Origin of the sequence: Bacillus sp. THAF10 (assembly GCF_009363695.1) — a bacterium.
In the GTDB taxonomy this organism is placed as follows: domain Bacteria; phylum Bacillota; class Bacilli; order Bacillales; family Bacillaceae_I; genus Sutcliffiella_A.
Genome location: NZ_CP045403.1, coordinates 457,004 through 472,533 on the forward strand (window position 1 = coordinate 457,004; position 15,530 = coordinate 472,533).

The following is a 15,530-nucleotide window of genomic DNA, read 5'->3' on the forward strand; positions in this document are numbered from 1 at the left end:
ATGTTTAAACGGATTGACACGGTCTTCTTGGAAGTAACGAATATGGAGAAATCCATCCGCTGGTATACCGAAGTGCTTGGTTTTACCGTAAGATGGCATGATAAGGAAAATGGCTATGCGGCAATGGAAGTGGGTGAGACGCCTATCACGCTCGTGAAGGCGGCAGAAGTTACACCAGGAAAGCATTGTTTGTTGAATTTCTATGCTGCGGATATTCACGGTGCTAATCATTTGCTTAAGGAACGTGGCGTGGAGGTTGCGGACGTTATGGATTACGGAAATGTCTTATCTTTTGAATTTAAAGATCCCGATGGTCATATTTTAGGGGTTTGTTATTTTGAAGAGTGATTTTTAGGATTATGTGAATAAAAAAAAGGTGCCGCACTCTGGGAGAGGCGGCACTTTTTTAGGGAATGAATGAGGCATAAATGAACATTTCATCCACTTTGCGTTTTTTAACTTTAAATCCTATCCATATTTTAAATATATTTCTTCGTAGGTCTCTTCTCCCGATAAGATCAAAATTACCTAATTTCCAACTGGAAAGTCAGATCAACCAAGGTTAGATGATAGTGTTTTCCTATATATTATCCAGCTCGTACCTCCGCCAATTCGTCACCTTCTCCAGCACAATGGAAAGCAGCACACCCATAATCAGGCCGTTTGCCACAAACGGTTGTAGCAAGACTGGCAGAGGGCTAAACACTGACGGTGAGGTGTTCATCAAGCAAACACCAAGCAATACTGGCATGGCGAGTCGAAAAATAGTATCTGAGTTGAACTCCGCTCCGTTTAGACTTGCATAAGCGGTCCCAAATAGCTGTAGGTACGCGACAAACAACACGGCGTTTCCGACTGTCATCGGCATGGTGACAAGAAATGAGGTGAGTGGTGGCACAAGGCCAATCACTGCAAGCAACGCACCACCAATGAAAAATGGCCTGCGCTCCAAAATTCTCGTGCTCTGTAAAAAGCCAATCGTGGAGGTAAAAGGTGTGTAAGGAACCAAGCCAAATAAGGATGCAAATACAGAGAACAACCCCGTTAAAAAGAAGGAATTGCGGAATTGTCCGGCACCTGCCGTTTCCCCGTACAAGGTTGCTGCCGCCTGCACCGACGCAATCGTGTTGCTTAAATTCATCAAGCCAGCAAAAAATGTGACCGCGATGATGCCGTACTCTAAGTTTGGCGCGCCGAGTGGAAATAACGCAAACGCGAATTCAGCTGCTGGTGCTTCCTGGCCTCCGTCTGGAAACAGTAAAGCATACAAAATCCACCCAACCACTATTCCAATTAGAATCGAAAAATTGCCAACAGCTCTTGGGGCTTTTATTTTTAAGACACTGACGAAAATAACCAAGGCGACTGAGAGCAAGCTGACTTGGACGTTCATTCCGCCGTCGTCCGTCACCCCGAGCATACCTTGAAAAAACACCATCATGAGCTGAAAGGTTAGCAAATACAAATAAACCGTCATGACCATCGGCGTAAAGATGCGTGGCAGTACCTTTGTCCATCCAAGCAGCGCCATGATCATCGTCAATGCACCAGCAAGCAATAGACCAGTTGCCACTCCACCACCAATCTGAGTAAAACTCATACCTAGAGACTGTGCAGTAATCCCAAGATTCAGCATCACACCCCACAAGAGTCCGGAGTGTCCCTCCATTAACGGATAGCGATGTCCCATCCAGCCTTGAAAAATGCAGGCGAGACCAGTGAAGAGGAGTGACGCACTCAGCATGGTTCGCGCGACTTCCGGTGCCACATCAAAGGCGGCACCGACCGAGAGTGGAACGACCACCGTATTAGCAAAAATAAAAAACAACCATTGCACCGATGAAAACATCGTAAAAGAGTAACGTTTCATATTAAAATACCGCAGCGCTTGAAAACTGCGAGCCTCCTAAAATAGTAAATAACTTCAAAACCCATCTTATCACAGCCACACGATTTATCATGCCGGAAAAACTCGAAAGAATGAGAGGGTTTGATGTATAATGAAACAAGTTAAACTTTTACTTACTGAAAGAGAGTGAATAGAGATGGGTCGTAAATGGAACAACATTAAGGAAAAAAAGGCGGCAAAGGACGCGAATAACAGTAGAGTGTATTCCAAGTTTGCCCTTGAAATTTTTGTAGCAGCAAAGCAAGGCGAGCCGAATCCTGAATCCAATATGGCACTAAAATTTGTTTTAGAGCGTGCGAAAACATATAACGTACCACGCAACATTATTGACCGCGCGATTGAAAAAGCAAAAGGTGGCGGCGATGAGAAATACGACGAGCTACGTTATGAGGGCTTTGGACCGAATGGCTCGATGATTATTGTCGATACCCTTACTAACAACGTGAACCGCACAGCTTCTGAAGTGCGCGCAGCTTTTGGTAAAAACGGCGGCAATATGGGCGTTAGTGGTTCTGTTGCTTACATGTTTGATGCAACGGCAGTATTTGCGTTTGAAGGAAAATCTTCCGATGACGTACTTGAAATTCTGATGGAAGCAGATCTTGATGTGCGTGACATCATGGAGGAAGACGAAACGGTGGTCGTGTACGCAGAGCCAGACCAATTCCACGCGGTGCAAACAGCATTAAAGGATGCTGGAATCGAGGAATTCTCTGTTGCCGAGCTAACGATGCTTGCGCAAAATGAAGTGGAGCTTTCCGGTGATGCGGAAGCGCAGTTTGAGAAATTGATAGACACACTTGAGGATCTAGACGATGTGCAGCGTGTGTACCATAATGTGGACTTAGGATAAAAAGTGAGCAGACTTCTGAATTAGAGGTCTGCTTTTTTTTCGATCTGGAGGCATCTTGGAAGTTGGTTGCTGGTTGGTAGGGAGGGGTTGTACACATTTTTTGGTGGTTGTGGTCGGTCGTGAATATTCAGAATATTCAACTTGGACGATAAATTTAAAAAGTGGCTTAATTATGTTGGAAAGTGGCTTAAATATATGGAAACCGGATTAAATATTTCGAAAGTGGCTTAAATAATTGAAAATCGGACTAATTATGATTGTTGCGCCCTAATTATCCCCAAAAAACACCCTTGAAAGGTTCCGTGACTCGAGTAAAATCGATAAAAAAACACAAAAAGAGCTAAAAATCCATCCGAAATGACCTGCCCTTCACATCAGCAAGCCAAATGGGAAGTCCTTTCTAACGATTACTCCAAACAGCGTGGTGGATTTTCTTTCGATAAAAGCTTAAGTGCTAAACCAATATTGGACACATCTAAATAGATGGTTGAGTCTTCACCGAGGTAAATAGCGCGTACTTGCATTTTGCACCAAAGTGTTCCAAAAATAGCATTCAGCTGACCGGGCACACCAGACACTGGGTCAAGAAGCTGGATGACTTGATTCTCCCTGTAACGGACACCCACTATTCGCAGCACTTTGCGTAGTGTGCGGACATCGCGTTCCGTTTCCTCCGAGGTCGTTCCGACAACCATTCTTACAAAACTATTTCGCTTCCCAGCTAAGGTTTGGAAATAGCCATTAATATTTACACCAGCCTCCGCCAATCCATTCAAAATCTTGCTCAATTCCCGGTCACTGGCTGTAAACGTCACCTGCGTTCGAATATTAAAACCCAAACAATCTCCCATCATCTTCCCTCCTTCCCTAAAAGGGGAGCCGTTCTCCAGTTGCCTTGAAGCCACCGAAACCGTCCCCCTGTCTTTTCACATACTTTAGAATATGAAAAACAGCTTGCCATGCTTGGACTTCTCCCTAGCTACTGGAGGAATTCCTCGGCAGAATGGCGAATTAGAAAGCAAAAGGACGGACCATAATGGGAGGAGTGCTGAGATGAATTTTACATTAGAGGATGCAATAAGCTTGCTAGAGCGAACACCGCGTGTGCTGGATGAAATGTTGAGAGGGTTACCAGAGAGGTTTCTTTTCAGTAATGAAGGGGAGGGAACTTGGAACACGGTAGAGGTAGTCGATCATTTAATAGAGTGCGAGAAGGTGAACTTCATACCGAGGATTCGTTTTATTTTGGAAGAGGGAGACAGCAAGCCTTTTCCTGTGTTTGATAGATTTGCTCACTTGAAAGAGGAAGAGGCAGTGACTCTACCGGAAAAGCTTCAGAATTTCAAACAGCTTAGGGAAGAAAATCTCGTTATCTTGCAATCTCTTGCAAAGCCTGAAGTGTTGGAGCTAGAGGGGACTCATCCTGCATTTGGAAAGGTGAAAATGAGAGAGCTTATCGCTACTTGGGCTGTTCACGATCTCACCCACATCAACCAAATTACGAGAAACATTGCAAAACGATACACAGAAGAGGTGGGACCATGGAAAGAGTATCTTGGGATTGTAGGGAGGTAGACTGATTTCGAATGTCTTCCTAGCTTGACAAATACCCTAGCAAATCTTACCATCATGATAAGAGATGATCGGAAGGGGAATCGAAATTCAACTCATGTGGCAGAACCTTTAATGAATGTGCGTTAACTGGATAAGGCAGAACAGCTCTCAGCAATGGGACCAGTCTGTCTATCTAACTATTCATTAAAGGGACATTTGCAGAGGAATTCGAACCCCCGCAAAAAACAGGTGCCCTTAGCGTACCTGTTTTTTTGTTGGAGAAACATCTCTTGGCGTCATTGGAAATTCCGACTTCCATGTAGATGTCCTTTCACTATAAGGGAGGATCATGACATGAGTAAAAATAGAGATCGAATAGCAATTGTGACAGGTGCAAGTAGACAAAATGGAATTGGGGCGGCTATTTGTCGCGAACTGGCCGATGCTGGCCATTCTATCTTTTTCACCTATTGGACGACGTATGATCAACAAATATTTCAAAATAGCAGCCTAGCAGAACCTTTATTACTAAAAAAAGAACTAGAAGCTAAAGGCGTGCCTGTTGGATGTGTGGAACTTGACTTAACCACACACGATGCACCGGAAAAATTATTGAATCAAGTGGAAGCAGAACTTGGTACGCCATCTATTCTGATTAACAATGCCTGCTATTCTACCAACGATAACTATAGTAATATAACTTTTGAAGAGCTGGATCGTCATTATTTCGTAAACATCCGTACCACCACCCTCTTGAGCAGTTATTTTGCCCGCCGCTTCAAAAAAGGAACGGGAGGACGCATCATCAATCTAACGTCCGGTCAATTTCAACGACCAATGCCGGGAGAGTTGTCCTATGCGACTACCAAGGGAGCAATTGAAGCACTCACGTATACGCTTGCTGCGGAAGTTGGCGCCATTGGAATCACAGTGAATGCCATCAACCCAGGTCCAACCGATACAGGCTGGATGACCGAACCAATCAAAGATGCTCTTTCTGGCATGTTTCCAACTGGAAGGGTTGGAGAACCTAGAGATGCCGCGCGACTAGTCAAATTTTTAGCCAGTGAAGAAGGCGAATGGATTACTGGGCAGACCTTACATTCCGAGGGTGGGTTTGATTTTAGGAGGTAAACGGTATGCAACTTAACCAAGTATGGAACAATCGAGAACGATTTTTACCCTATTTGCTGCTTGCAGATGAGAGCGAGGCTATCGTACGTGCGTATATTCATGACGGAGACCTATATGAAATTAAATTAGGTGGGGAAGTCGCAGGCGTGGTGCTGTTTGTTCCCGAAAATAAGCAAGTGATCGAGCTTAAAAACATGGCACTCCTTTCTGTATTTCGCGGAAAGGGCATCGGCAAAAAAGTAATTCATGAAGCTGCCAAAATCCTGAGTCAAAAAGGCTACCAAACGCTCACAGTCGGTACCGCCAACTCTAGCATCGAAAACCTTGCATTCTATCAAAAAGCAGGCTTCCGTATAAGTGGCATCAAAAAAGATTTTTTTCTAAAATATCCAGAACCCATCATCGAAAACGGCATCCGCGCGCTCGATATGATCATGTTTGAGAGGAAAATATAAGCTTTACGAGAGGCAAGGGGACGGTTCTACTGGTTCACACGACACCAGAGTAAACCGTCCCCTTTTTTAAAATTGTGTCAGATTCCAAAACTTCCCACTGAATCTCCCTTCGAAATCCTTCCCATCTATTGCGTAATAATCAAATTATTGGAATAATTAACATATTAAGATAAATTTTAGGAGTCTGAACTACTTCTGAAATAAAAAATGAAACCCATTACACACCTTGCACGTCTATCCTATTGAGGTGATGCAATGAGATTACCAAACTATATTATTTTCACTATGCTAATCTTCACTGTAGGCTGCAGCACCAATAAAGTTTACCAACCACCACTAATGATCAACGAAGAAGCGTCCTGGGCTCACGAATTTGTCATAGTAAACGGCATCAGCTACGTCATCACGACCGAAGAAGTTAACCCATCAGAAGTGGGAGAACGTTTAGGAGAAGTGAAACGTAATATTGTCGACATGGACACAGACCCCAACCTCACAGAAACCGACTTTGACTCCAACAGCTTGAATCCAGGCACTGCGCTCTACACGCATAAAAACGACCAACAATCCATTCTCTACAAAATCAACAACACATACTACCTAGCATCTCAAAGCAAGTAAGGGGGAAACGATGAACATAAAAAAAGAAACATTCAAACTCACCGCATCTGTCATTGCAGCACTCATTTTTATGGTCCTGCTCGTTCTTTTTCCAAGAACACCTAACTTTCAGCTGACTACTACGGTGGAAATGCAGGAATTCGGAATGATGCCTTTTTTTCAAGAGTATAAAGCCAACCTCACTAATTTTTTTACCCATGTAAAAGAACACAAAAGTCTTGGTGGTACGAGATTCAGCCAGACAACGGTGGAGCAAGAGGTAATGCGCTACTATCCAAAGAGTTTGCTGGTCATCGCACTTGCTTTCATCATCAGCATCACTCTAGGTCTGTACAAAGGAATCTTTGATTACAAAAACAAACACTCCAAGAAAAACTTTCTCGGTAATGGAACAACCTGGCTGTTTCAGGCAATTCCTGATTTCTTTGTCGTCATCATCGCGTTTTACCTAGCCTTTTACTACCTGCCTATGGGGGTAATATTCAGCAATAAAAATTGGTACAGCTTTGCCGCACCAACCATCCTTGTTACCATCTATCCAATGATGTATGTGGCACGTCTGACTAGTGCGTCCCTTCTGCATCAGGATGGCTCGGATTACATACGCACCGCCTTTGCAAAGGGGAACAAAATTAAGCAGGTCATCAAGGGCCATATTTTAAAAAATAGTTTGCTCGACCTTGTAGGCCACCTTCCAACCATTATGATTGTTGTCATATCTAATATGCTCATGGTCGAATACCTTACAGGCTATGCAGGAGCAGGAAATAGAATTTTCATCGCCTTAGGTGGGAGGCAAAATAATATTGGCAATGGAGCTGGCGATATTGAAGCGGGACTTGTCATCGGCTTTGGTCTCTGCTTTATGGCAACGATTCTCATTGTACATATTGTGAAATTGATTTTGCTGACAAGACTCAGCCACAAGGGAGCGTGAGGACATGCTAAAAAAGAATATGAACTTATTTATTGGTGGTATGTTTCTTGCGCTTTTGGTCATCACCGCCATCATCGGCCCCCACCTGACCTATGTAAAAGAGGGCATTGAGCCAGGCCGCCTAATTTTTCTAGAAGGTGGCGGATTATTAAGAGCCCCGTTTGAGCCGTCTCGTGACTTTCCTCTCGGCTCTGATCATGAGGGGAGAAACCTTCTCAGTCTTATCCTGATGGGGACAAGGGACACGTTGCTTCTCATATTACTTATTACAAGTATCCGTTACGCTGTTGGAGTCATCCTTGGTACGATTGCATCTTTCCGTGGGAGAGTTGTCTCCAATGTCCTGAACGTTTGGGATCAAATTTTTTCCAGCATGCCCATCATCTTTGTGGCCATTCTCTTTTTAACACTGCCAATGTTTATTTTCACGGAACATCGCTTCTGGATTGCTGTGATTAGCATTGCGCTTGTAGAAGTAGGGCGGGTTGGTGTCACCGTTCGTGATCAGCTAGTTCATGTAAAAAAACAACCTTACGTGGAAGCAGGGAGAATGGTGGGGATGTCCCCATTTGCCCTCGCCATTCATCACTACTGGCCAAACGTGCTGCCAAATATGCTTGTCAATTTCTGCTTTGACATCGGGCGCGTCACGCTCATCATCGGGCAGCTCGGAATCTTCTCTGTGTTCATCACCCAAGAATTCATTATGATGAACACCGGATTTGGCCAACTAGTCAACACCAGCTACAACTGGTCCACCATCCTCGGCGAAGCAAGAAAAGACATTTACACCGCCGTCTGGATTCCAGCTGCAGCTGCCACCGCCATCATGTTCGTTATCCTTACCTTTAATATTCTTGGAGAAGGCCTCCGCAAACACTTCAACAGACTAGGGACGTAGGGGAGTTGAACTGAAAGGAGATTCACTATGATAAAAATGAAACGAGGTTGGATTGGTGGAGGAGTAGTGCTTTTGCTTATCGTAATAGCAATTCTCACCAATCCCACTTTAGCCGATTATGAGGGGGAAAAAGGGGAGCTTCTAGAGGGAGAGGTTGAACATATCAACTTTTACGTTTTCTCCACATACACTCCCGTAGTCCATCATGAACATGGGATCACCCATCTCGGAATTTTCGGGAAGTTTTATCAGATGTCGGATGGTCAGTTTGATTAATCGAACAGGCTAGCACTTTTTATGAAACTGGAAATACGAACCAATAAAACACCTGTGCCCATACTAAAAAAGAACCGTGCTATCATGGATAGGAAAGGTGTGGTTATTTTGGAAAATAAAGAAGAAATAAAAGTAAGTGGTTTACTTAGCGAAGAAGTAATGAAGGAATATTTGGTGTTTCACTCAAGGAAATCAAGAATCTGGTATGTCATTTTCGGGATGTTACTGTATGCGGTCTTGATTCGTATAGCAATCCCTGATATCCCAATCATCTTCATGCTGTTTGCGATGCTTTTTGCGGGCATGATTGTTTGGTTTATCGTTCCGATGGCAACAAAAAAGAAAGCCATTAAGGAATATAGAAGTGATCAACTGATGCAGCAAGAGGTTTTCTACATCGTTAGTAGAGACGGAATTTCTCAAAAAGTGAGAAAATCAGAAATGCTGACAAGATGGGAAGACATTCTCTCGATTCACGAAACGAAAAACCTATTTATATTTTACATATCAAAAAATAAAGCCATCGTCATTCCACATAAATTCTTGGTAAAGAATGAAATGCAGCTTTTACGTCAACTTATCAAGGAAAATGAGAATTCCCATAGCTCTCAAAGCGTATACAGCGAGCCAATTGCAAGAAAACAAACAGGAAACCCTGAGGATTTGACCTTTACCATCTTCATTAGCGAAAAGATGTTTCTTGCCTATATTAACTTTCTCGCAAGAAAAATAAAGATGCTTTTTCCATTTGGGTTTATTGCCATTTATCTTTTTCTAACACTGGTTTTGTTTGAATATAAGATGAGTATTTTCATAGCAGTATTCGCAGTAGTGGTCGGCCTAGCAACCTGGTATTTCCTCACAACCTATCTTAATTGGAAGGCTACTGCGGAATACAGAAGTGACCGACGCTTACATAACGATATTCACTTAGAGCTTAACGCAGATGGCATTATACAGACCCTGCCCAACTCTCAAGCTCACTATGCGTGGGAGGAGATCCTATCCATCTACGAAACTAAAAATGCCTTCTTATTTTTTGTTTCCAAAAATCGAGCCATCATCCTTCCGCAAAAATACGTCAACGAAACAGAAAAAACAAAAGTAAGAAATAAGATAAAGAAGCATGCAAAAACAAAGAAAAGGTAAAAAAGGGGACGGTTCTACTTGTTCATTCTAATGTAGCAGAACCGTCCCTCTAGTAAAGATTAAGTGTTAGGACTACCTGGTGGAATATAGTAAGGTGGGATTCGAAGCCAGCCCCTTGATTTCATTAAGTTTTTTAACGGTGCTGCGAATTCCATTAAAACAAATTGCATCTTTACAAATATCAGCCCGACATCTGTTCTAATGGACTTCGATGCTGCTTGGGCACAAAATGTAATCGAAGCGGCAATTTTCACTGCAATTAGATTGGCAATTTCGTCATCCGTCAATTTTACCCCTTCTGGAATTGCATCAGATTGTGATATTGGCTTTTTTATACTGGCAAGAGGCAGTGGTACCCCCTCTTTTACAAGAAAATCCTCAAGCATTTCTGTATCAGCATAGCTCCCTTTTAGTGCATTCTCTAGTACATTTTTCAAGTCACTATCCGTTGTCGTATTCAATCCAATCTGATAAAGGGAATGCGCTTCTCGGAAGGCTGTATGTGCGGTCCAAAGATCCATTACCTCTCCAACATGAAGATGCGGTTTAGGTTCTTCGTCTACAAAATTTTTTAGAACAGCAGCAAAAGCTTCATACATTTTTGTCATAGTAAACATCTCCAGAAATTAGTATTCTCATTTTTACCAATTAAAATCAAATTATTCGTATCTTGAGCTTAAAGAAATGAACCTTTCTATTTCTAAAAACCATAACCAAAAAGGAGGTACTTCCTTGCCAAGAAATATACTTATTCTACCCATTAGCATCCTTTGTATTGTTATCCTTACTTCCTGTGCGGAAAATACAAAAGAAAGTAACGGCCCGTTTTCTCATTATCAGGATGAAAAAATGATTGGTACAGTTTGGGAGATTGCGGACAATGAACTGGTTGTGGACATATCTGAATGGGAAAAGCGGGATATAGAAGGCGATGGTTTAAACGATGATGGCTATATGTATAATGCAAAGCTCAACAAAAACACTAAAATCCACTTTGAAAATGATAATCAGGCGACACTTGCAGACATAAAAGTTGGCCAGAAAATTCAAGTCAACCCACCTAGAAACAACAAATTTGAAGGATATCCGAATGAAATTATCCTTCTCGACATGTCTTTTAAGGAAAAATATGCAACACTCCTCTCGCACAATGAAGTCCCAAGAATAGTAATAATGTATAACGAACACTCCCCCATAACGATGGATCTTGAGGCCATTATGAACAATACAGCAACAAATATTGATGGAACTCAAATCACATATCAACAGGAGTATGTGGTGGATTTCAAAGAAGAGCTAGAAATTGAGAGATTCCCAGTAATCTTTGTTTTTAACCAAGAAGAGCTGTTATTTAAAACCTATGAGGAAGAGGAGTTGTATGAGTTTCTAGAAAGTTTGGGGAGTGAATGATAAATGAAAAAAATACACATTGTTGTTTTGTCTTGCTGTTTGATAATGGTCGGCTGTTCAAATCAAAGTAAAGAAAAGGTTCTAATAGAACAAAATCTAGTCCATCTGCATAATGGAACACCTGAAGCTGCAATGAATTTTTTTAATGAAAAAATACAACTAGGAGATGGTGGCCTCCACTCGTATCATGATGATAATAAAACATACTTAATGCTTTTAGAGCCTAATAGAATGATCAGTCAGATACAAGAGTTAACAGATGAAATCAGAGTATATACCGTATTTAATGATGGTCCCGGTTCCTTTAATATGCAAAATGAAATTAATAATGTTTTATATATCAAGGTAATTGATCAGACGGAAAAGCCTATTACGTTGATAAAAGAAAAACAGTGACAGGTCGGATTAGATCCAAAAGGAGAGAGGTGAGATGTGAATATTACGCTCGCAGAGATATTTATGAAAATTTAGCAAATTCTCTTTGACACTACCACTTTTTCGTTGTATGATATTGGAAATTATCTATTCCATGACGAGAAGAGTAAGCAGTACCCTTGTCCCTAGAGAGTCGCAGGCTGGTGGAAATGCGATGGCAACTACATGCTGAAAATCATCTCTGAGAAGTTTTCCTGAACCTGTTCAGTAAGGAAAACCGGAAAGCGGCCGTTATCCGCTTTGTGAACCGAGCGCCGTGTGAACGTAACACGGAATATGGGTGGTACCGCGGATATAATCCGTCCCTGACTATTGTTAGGGGCGGATTTTTGTTGTTTTGGATATTAAGAGCAGGAAGCAAAAGTGATGGAATATCCCCAAACGAATGTAATAGGTTTTTCTATCAATAAGCAAAGAAACCATGACCTTACCAAAAAATTGAGGAGGCAAAGCAATGAAGAACGTCAACACAAAGGAAGCAGCACTAACACGTGAAAACAGAGTAAAGGAATTTTGGAAATCAGAAAATGTATTCACCAAATCAATTGAAAACCGCAACGGAGCGGAGACCTTTGTTTTCTATGAAGGACCGCCAACGGCAAACGGCCTACCCCACGCAGGACATGTGCTAGGCCGTGTCATTAAAGACTTTGTCGCACGCTATAAGACGATGAATGGTTATCAGGTTTTTAGAAAAGGTGGCTGGGATACCCACGGTCTACCAGTGGAGCTTGAGGTAGAAAAGCAGCTTGGTATTTCAGGAAAACAAGAAATCGAAGAATACGGAATTGAAAAATTCATTGAGGCCTGTAAAAACAGTGTTTTTAACTATGAAAAGCAGTGGCGCGAATTTACGGAGTCCATCGGCTACTGGCTCGACATGGATGATCCATACGTGACCCTGCAAAACCGCTACATTGAAAGTGTTTGGTATATCCTTAGTGACCTTCATCGTAGGGAGCTATTGTACAAAGGTCACCGCGTCACTCCTTACTGCCCGAGCTGTCAGACGACGTTAAGCTCCCATGAAGTGGCACAGGGTTATAAGGACGTGAAGGATCTATCTGCAACCGCAAAATTTAAAGTGGCCGGCACACAAAATGAATTTTTCCTCGGTTGGACAACGACTCCTTGGACCTTGCCAGCAAATGTCGCACTTGCGGTGAACCCTGAGCTCACATACGTCAAAGCTAAGCTTGGCGACGAGGTGTTCATCGTTGCAGAAGCACTCGCCAACAAAACCTTTGGAGAAGGTGCAGAAATCCTTTCCACTCACAAAGGTAGCGAGCTAGTAAATACCGCTTATGACGCGCCATTTCCATACATGAAACCGGAAAGAGGTCACTTTGTCGTGGAAGCGGACTTTGTTACTGCCGACAGTGGAACAGGAATTGTCCATATCGCCCCAGCCTATGGGGAGGATGACTACAACCTTGTCCAACAGCATGGGCTAAGCTTCTTCAATGTCGTCGATGGGCAAGGCTGTTATACAGAAGAAATTCCGCCATTTGCCGGTCGTTTTGTAAAAGATTGCGACGTGGACATCGTCAAATACCTAGCCAATGAGGGTCTACTTTTTCATAAAGAAAAATACGAGCATAGCTACCCGCATTGCTGGCGCTGTGATTCGCCACTCCTTTACTACGCAATCGAGAGCTGGTTCATCAAGACGACCGAGCTAAAAGAGCAATTCCTTCAAAATAACCAGGAAGTCGAGTGGTATCCGTCTCACATCAAGGATGGTCGCTTTGGAAACTTCCTTGAAAATATGGTGGATTGGAATATCGGTCGAAATCGATATTGGGGCACCCCGCTTCCGGTATGGATTTGTGAAAGCTGCGACCACCAATATGCGCCAAATAGTGTGGAGGACCTGAAAAAGAAAGCAACCACCGACATTGGTGACATTGAGCTTCACAAACCGTATGTGGACCGCGTGCATCTGCACTGTGAAAAGTGCGCAGGAACGATGAAACGTGTTTCGGAAGTAATTGACGTTTGGTTTGACAGTGGCTCGATGCCGTTTGCACAGCATCACTATCCTTTTGAAAATAAAGAAACGTTTGAAAAGCAGTTCCCAGCTGATGTTATCTGTGAAGGAATTGACCAGACGCGTGGCTGGTTCTACAGTCTGCTTGCGGTTTCCACACTCTTTACCGGAAAAGCACCATACAAACGTGTCCTATCCACTGGCCATATTTTAGACGAACATGGCCGGAAGATGTCCAAAAGTAAAGGGAATGCATTGAATCCAGTGGAGCTTGTGGAAAAATTCGGAGCAGACGCCTTCCGCTGGGCGCTCCTTGCTGATAGTGCTCCGTGGAACAACAAGCGTTTCTCAGAACGCATTGTGATTGAAGCAAAATCAAAAGTTATCGACACACTCGTAAACACTCATGGTTTTTACACTCTTTATGCCAACATTGATGGCTACCAATTTAACGAAGCAGATGCTGGTGAGAAAACGCTGCTCGACCGCTGGGTGCTTGCCCGCTTAAACAGCGTCACTGCTGTTGTAAAAGAAGCGTTAGATGACTACGATTTCACGAAAGCTGCAAAGGCACTTGAAGCATATGTGGATGAAATCAGCAACTGGTATATCCGCCGTTCTCGTGACCGCTTTTGGAAGGAAGGCATGAATGAAAACAAAAAAGCTGCCTATCACACGCTTCATCAAGTGCTGGTGCGCACCAGTCAGCTTTTAGCACCATTCATTCCATTCTTGGCAGAGGATATTCACCTTAACCTTACAGGGGAGAGCGTTCATCTTGCTGAATTCCCTTCAGTGAATCCAAAGGAAGTAGATACAACGCTCGAACAAGAGATGGACGCCGTTTTACAAGTTGTAGAACTCGCCCGTGGTGTCCGAAACACTGAGGCAGTGAAAACGAAGCAACCACTTTCTGAGCTCGTGGTAATCCCGGTTCATCCTGAAATGGGAGCTGCGCTTGAAAAATATGAGGATATCATCCAAGACGAAATCAATGTGAAAAAGCTCCATGTTAAGCAGACCTCAGATGACCTTGTCCGCTATGAGATTAAGCTAAACTTCCGAGCGGCAGGTCCGGTTCTTGGCAAAAATATTGGTGCTGCTAAAGCCTTTTTAGAAAACCTTTCAGAAGAAGAAGCCTCCCGTGTGGTGAAGGAACAAAAAGTAGTCGTTCCCACTAGCACTGGAGAAGTGGAGTTACCTCTGGATCTTTTACTAGTGGAACGTGTCGCCGAATCGGGATTATCCATGGGATCAAACCAGAACTTCCACGTTGTCCTAGACACAACGATTACAGAAGAGTTGCGCCTCGAAGGCTTAGCGCGTGAAGTCATCCGGGTCATCCAGGACGAACGCAAGCAACAGGATCTGCCAATCGACCTAAGAGTAGATTTACTTTTAGATGGCGATGAAGAGGTAAAGCAAGCAATCAAACAAAATGAGCCCCTCATCCGCCAAAACGTCCTCGTCAACAACCTAAAACTAGCAAAAGCCGAGACAATGAAAGAAACCCGTATCGGCAACAACCTGGTGAAGGTGTTGATTGTTAGATAACAGGGGAAATTTCCGCTGGTCTAGCATGGTTTTACCTGGAAAAAGGAAGATAAACCTTCGGAAATCACCAAGTTTTGTTGAAAATAAAGCCCCTCGCACTTTGTGTGAGGGGCTTTTGGTTGTGCCTGAACTTGGAAACAGTGGATTTTCTATATATATGTGCTTCTCAGAGAAGGATTGCGACACTTATTTGGGTTATTGCGACACTTCTCTGAGTTATTGTAACACTTTTTCAAGTTATTGTAACACTTCTCCGAGTTATTGTGACACTTTTTCAAGTTATTGTGACACTTCTCCGAGTTATTGTGACACTTTTTCAAGTTATTGCGACACTTCTCCGAGTTATTGTGAC

At 43.0% G+C, this 15,530-nt stretch carries 16 protein-coding genes and 1 other annotated feature; of the genes, 13 read left to right on the forward strand and 3 right to left on the reverse strand.

Annotation, left to right across the window (positions count from 1 at the left end):
• A complete protein-coding gene (locus tag FIU87_RS02490; protein WP_152443123.1) occupies positions 1-348 on the forward strand; it encodes a VOC family protein in 348 nt (115 codons plus the stop codon).
• A 232-nt stretch (positions 349-580) separates the two neighbouring features.
• Here the strand turns inward: FIU87_RS02490 and FIU87_RS02495 are convergent, their stop codons facing one another.
• Entirely contained in the window at positions 581-1,870 is a 1,290-nt protein-coding gene (locus FIU87_RS02495) for a uracil/xanthine transporter (protein WP_152443124.1), read from the reverse strand.
• A gap of 175 nt (positions 1,871-2,045) precedes the next feature.
• On the opposite strand from FIU87_RS02495, the gene FIU87_RS02500 reads away from it, so the two are divergent.
• A complete protein-coding gene (locus FIU87_RS02500) occupies positions 2,046-2,762 on the forward strand; it encodes a YebC/PmpR family DNA-binding transcriptional regulator (protein WP_152443125.1) in 717 nt (238 codons plus the stop codon).
• Positions 2,763-3,169: 407 nt separating this feature from the next.
• Here the strand turns inward: FIU87_RS02500 and FIU87_RS02505 are convergent, their stop codons facing one another.
• Entirely contained in the window at positions 3,170-3,667 is a 498-nt protein-coding gene (locus FIU87_RS02505; protein ID WP_152443126.1) for a hypothetical protein, read from the reverse strand.
• Positions 3,668-3,815: 148 nt separating this feature from the next.
• Here FIU87_RS02505 and FIU87_RS02510 point away from each other — a divergent pair, with 148 nt between their 5' ends.
• The 8 genes from FIU87_RS02510 to FIU87_RS02545 all read left to right on the forward strand — a co-directional run bounded on the left by FIU87_RS02510 (position 3,816) and on the right by FIU87_RS02545 (position 9,789).
• Entirely contained in the window at positions 3,816-4,337 is a 522-nt protein-coding gene (locus FIU87_RS02510) for a DinB family protein (RefSeq protein WP_152443127.1), read from the forward strand.
• Positions 4,338-4,670: 333 nt separating this feature from the next.
• Complete coding sequence (locus tag FIU87_RS02515; protein ID WP_152443128.1) at positions 4,671-5,450, forward strand: SDR family oxidoreductase; 780 nt, start codon at positions 4,671-4,673, stop codon at positions 5,448-5,450.
• A 5-nt stretch (positions 5,451-5,455) separates the two neighbouring features.
• Positions 5,456-5,905 carry a GNAT family N-acetyltransferase gene (locus tag FIU87_RS02520; RefSeq protein ID WP_152443129.1) on the forward strand — a complete coding sequence of 150 codons (450 nt, stop codon included), beginning with the start codon at positions 5,456-5,458 and terminating at the stop codon, positions 5,903-5,905.
• 255 nt (positions 5,906-6,160) lie between these two features.
• Positions 6,161-6,526, forward strand: coding sequence for a hypothetical protein (locus FIU87_RS02525; RefSeq protein ID WP_152443130.1), 366 nt, complete (start codon positions 6,161-6,163; stop codon positions 6,524-6,526).
• A gap of 10 nt (positions 6,527-6,536) precedes the next feature.
• Positions 6,537-7,463: an ABC transporter permease subunit gene (locus tag FIU87_RS02530; RefSeq protein ID WP_152443131.1), complete on the forward strand. Its 927-nt coding sequence runs from the start codon at positions 6,537-6,539 to the stop codon at positions 7,461-7,463.
• A 4-nt stretch (positions 7,464-7,467) separates the two neighbouring features.
• Positions 7,468-8,364, forward strand: a complete 897-nt coding sequence (locus FIU87_RS02535) for an ABC transporter permease (protein ID WP_152443132.1) — start codon at positions 7,468-7,470, stop codon at positions 8,362-8,364.
• A gap of 27 nt (positions 8,365-8,391) precedes the next feature.
• Complete coding sequence (locus FIU87_RS02540; protein WP_152443133.1) at positions 8,392-8,640, forward strand: hypothetical protein; 249 nt, start codon at positions 8,392-8,394, stop codon at positions 8,638-8,640.
• Between the two features lie 21 nt (positions 8,641-8,661).
• A complete protein-coding gene (locus FIU87_RS02545; protein WP_152443134.1) occupies positions 8,662-9,789 on the forward strand; it encodes a YcxB family protein in 1,128 nt (375 codons plus the stop codon).
• Positions 9,790-9,848: 59 nt separating this feature from the next.
• On the opposite strand, the gene FIU87_RS02550 is transcribed toward FIU87_RS02545, so the two are convergent.
• Complete coding sequence (locus FIU87_RS02550; protein ID WP_152443135.1) at positions 9,849-10,397, reverse strand: DUF3231 family protein; 549 nt, start codon at positions 10,395-10,397, stop codon at positions 9,849-9,851.
• Between the two features lie 124 nt (positions 10,398-10,521).
• Between FIU87_RS02550 and FIU87_RS02555 the strand changes: the two genes are divergently transcribed.
• The 3 genes from FIU87_RS02555 (at position 10,522) to ileS (ending at position 15,178) form a co-directional block, all read left to right on the forward strand.
• A complete protein-coding gene (locus FIU87_RS02555; protein ID WP_172970924.1) occupies positions 10,522-11,199 on the forward strand; it encodes a hypothetical protein in 678 nt (225 codons plus the stop codon).
• A gap of 45 nt (positions 11,200-11,244) precedes the next feature.
• Entirely contained in the window at positions 11,245-11,595 is a 351-nt protein-coding gene (locus FIU87_RS02560; protein WP_216647538.1) for a hypothetical protein, read from the forward strand.
• 124 nt (positions 11,596-11,719) lie between these two features.
• Positions 11,720-11,944 (forward strand) — a binding site (T-box leader).
• Positions 11,945-12,088: 144 nt separating this feature from the next.
• Positions 12,089-15,178, forward strand: coding sequence for an isoleucine--tRNA ligase (ileS, locus tag FIU87_RS02565; RefSeq protein WP_152443138.1), 3,090 nt, complete (start codon positions 12,089-12,091; stop codon positions 15,176-15,178).
• The last annotated feature ends 352 nt before the right edge of the window (positions 15,179-15,530 follow it).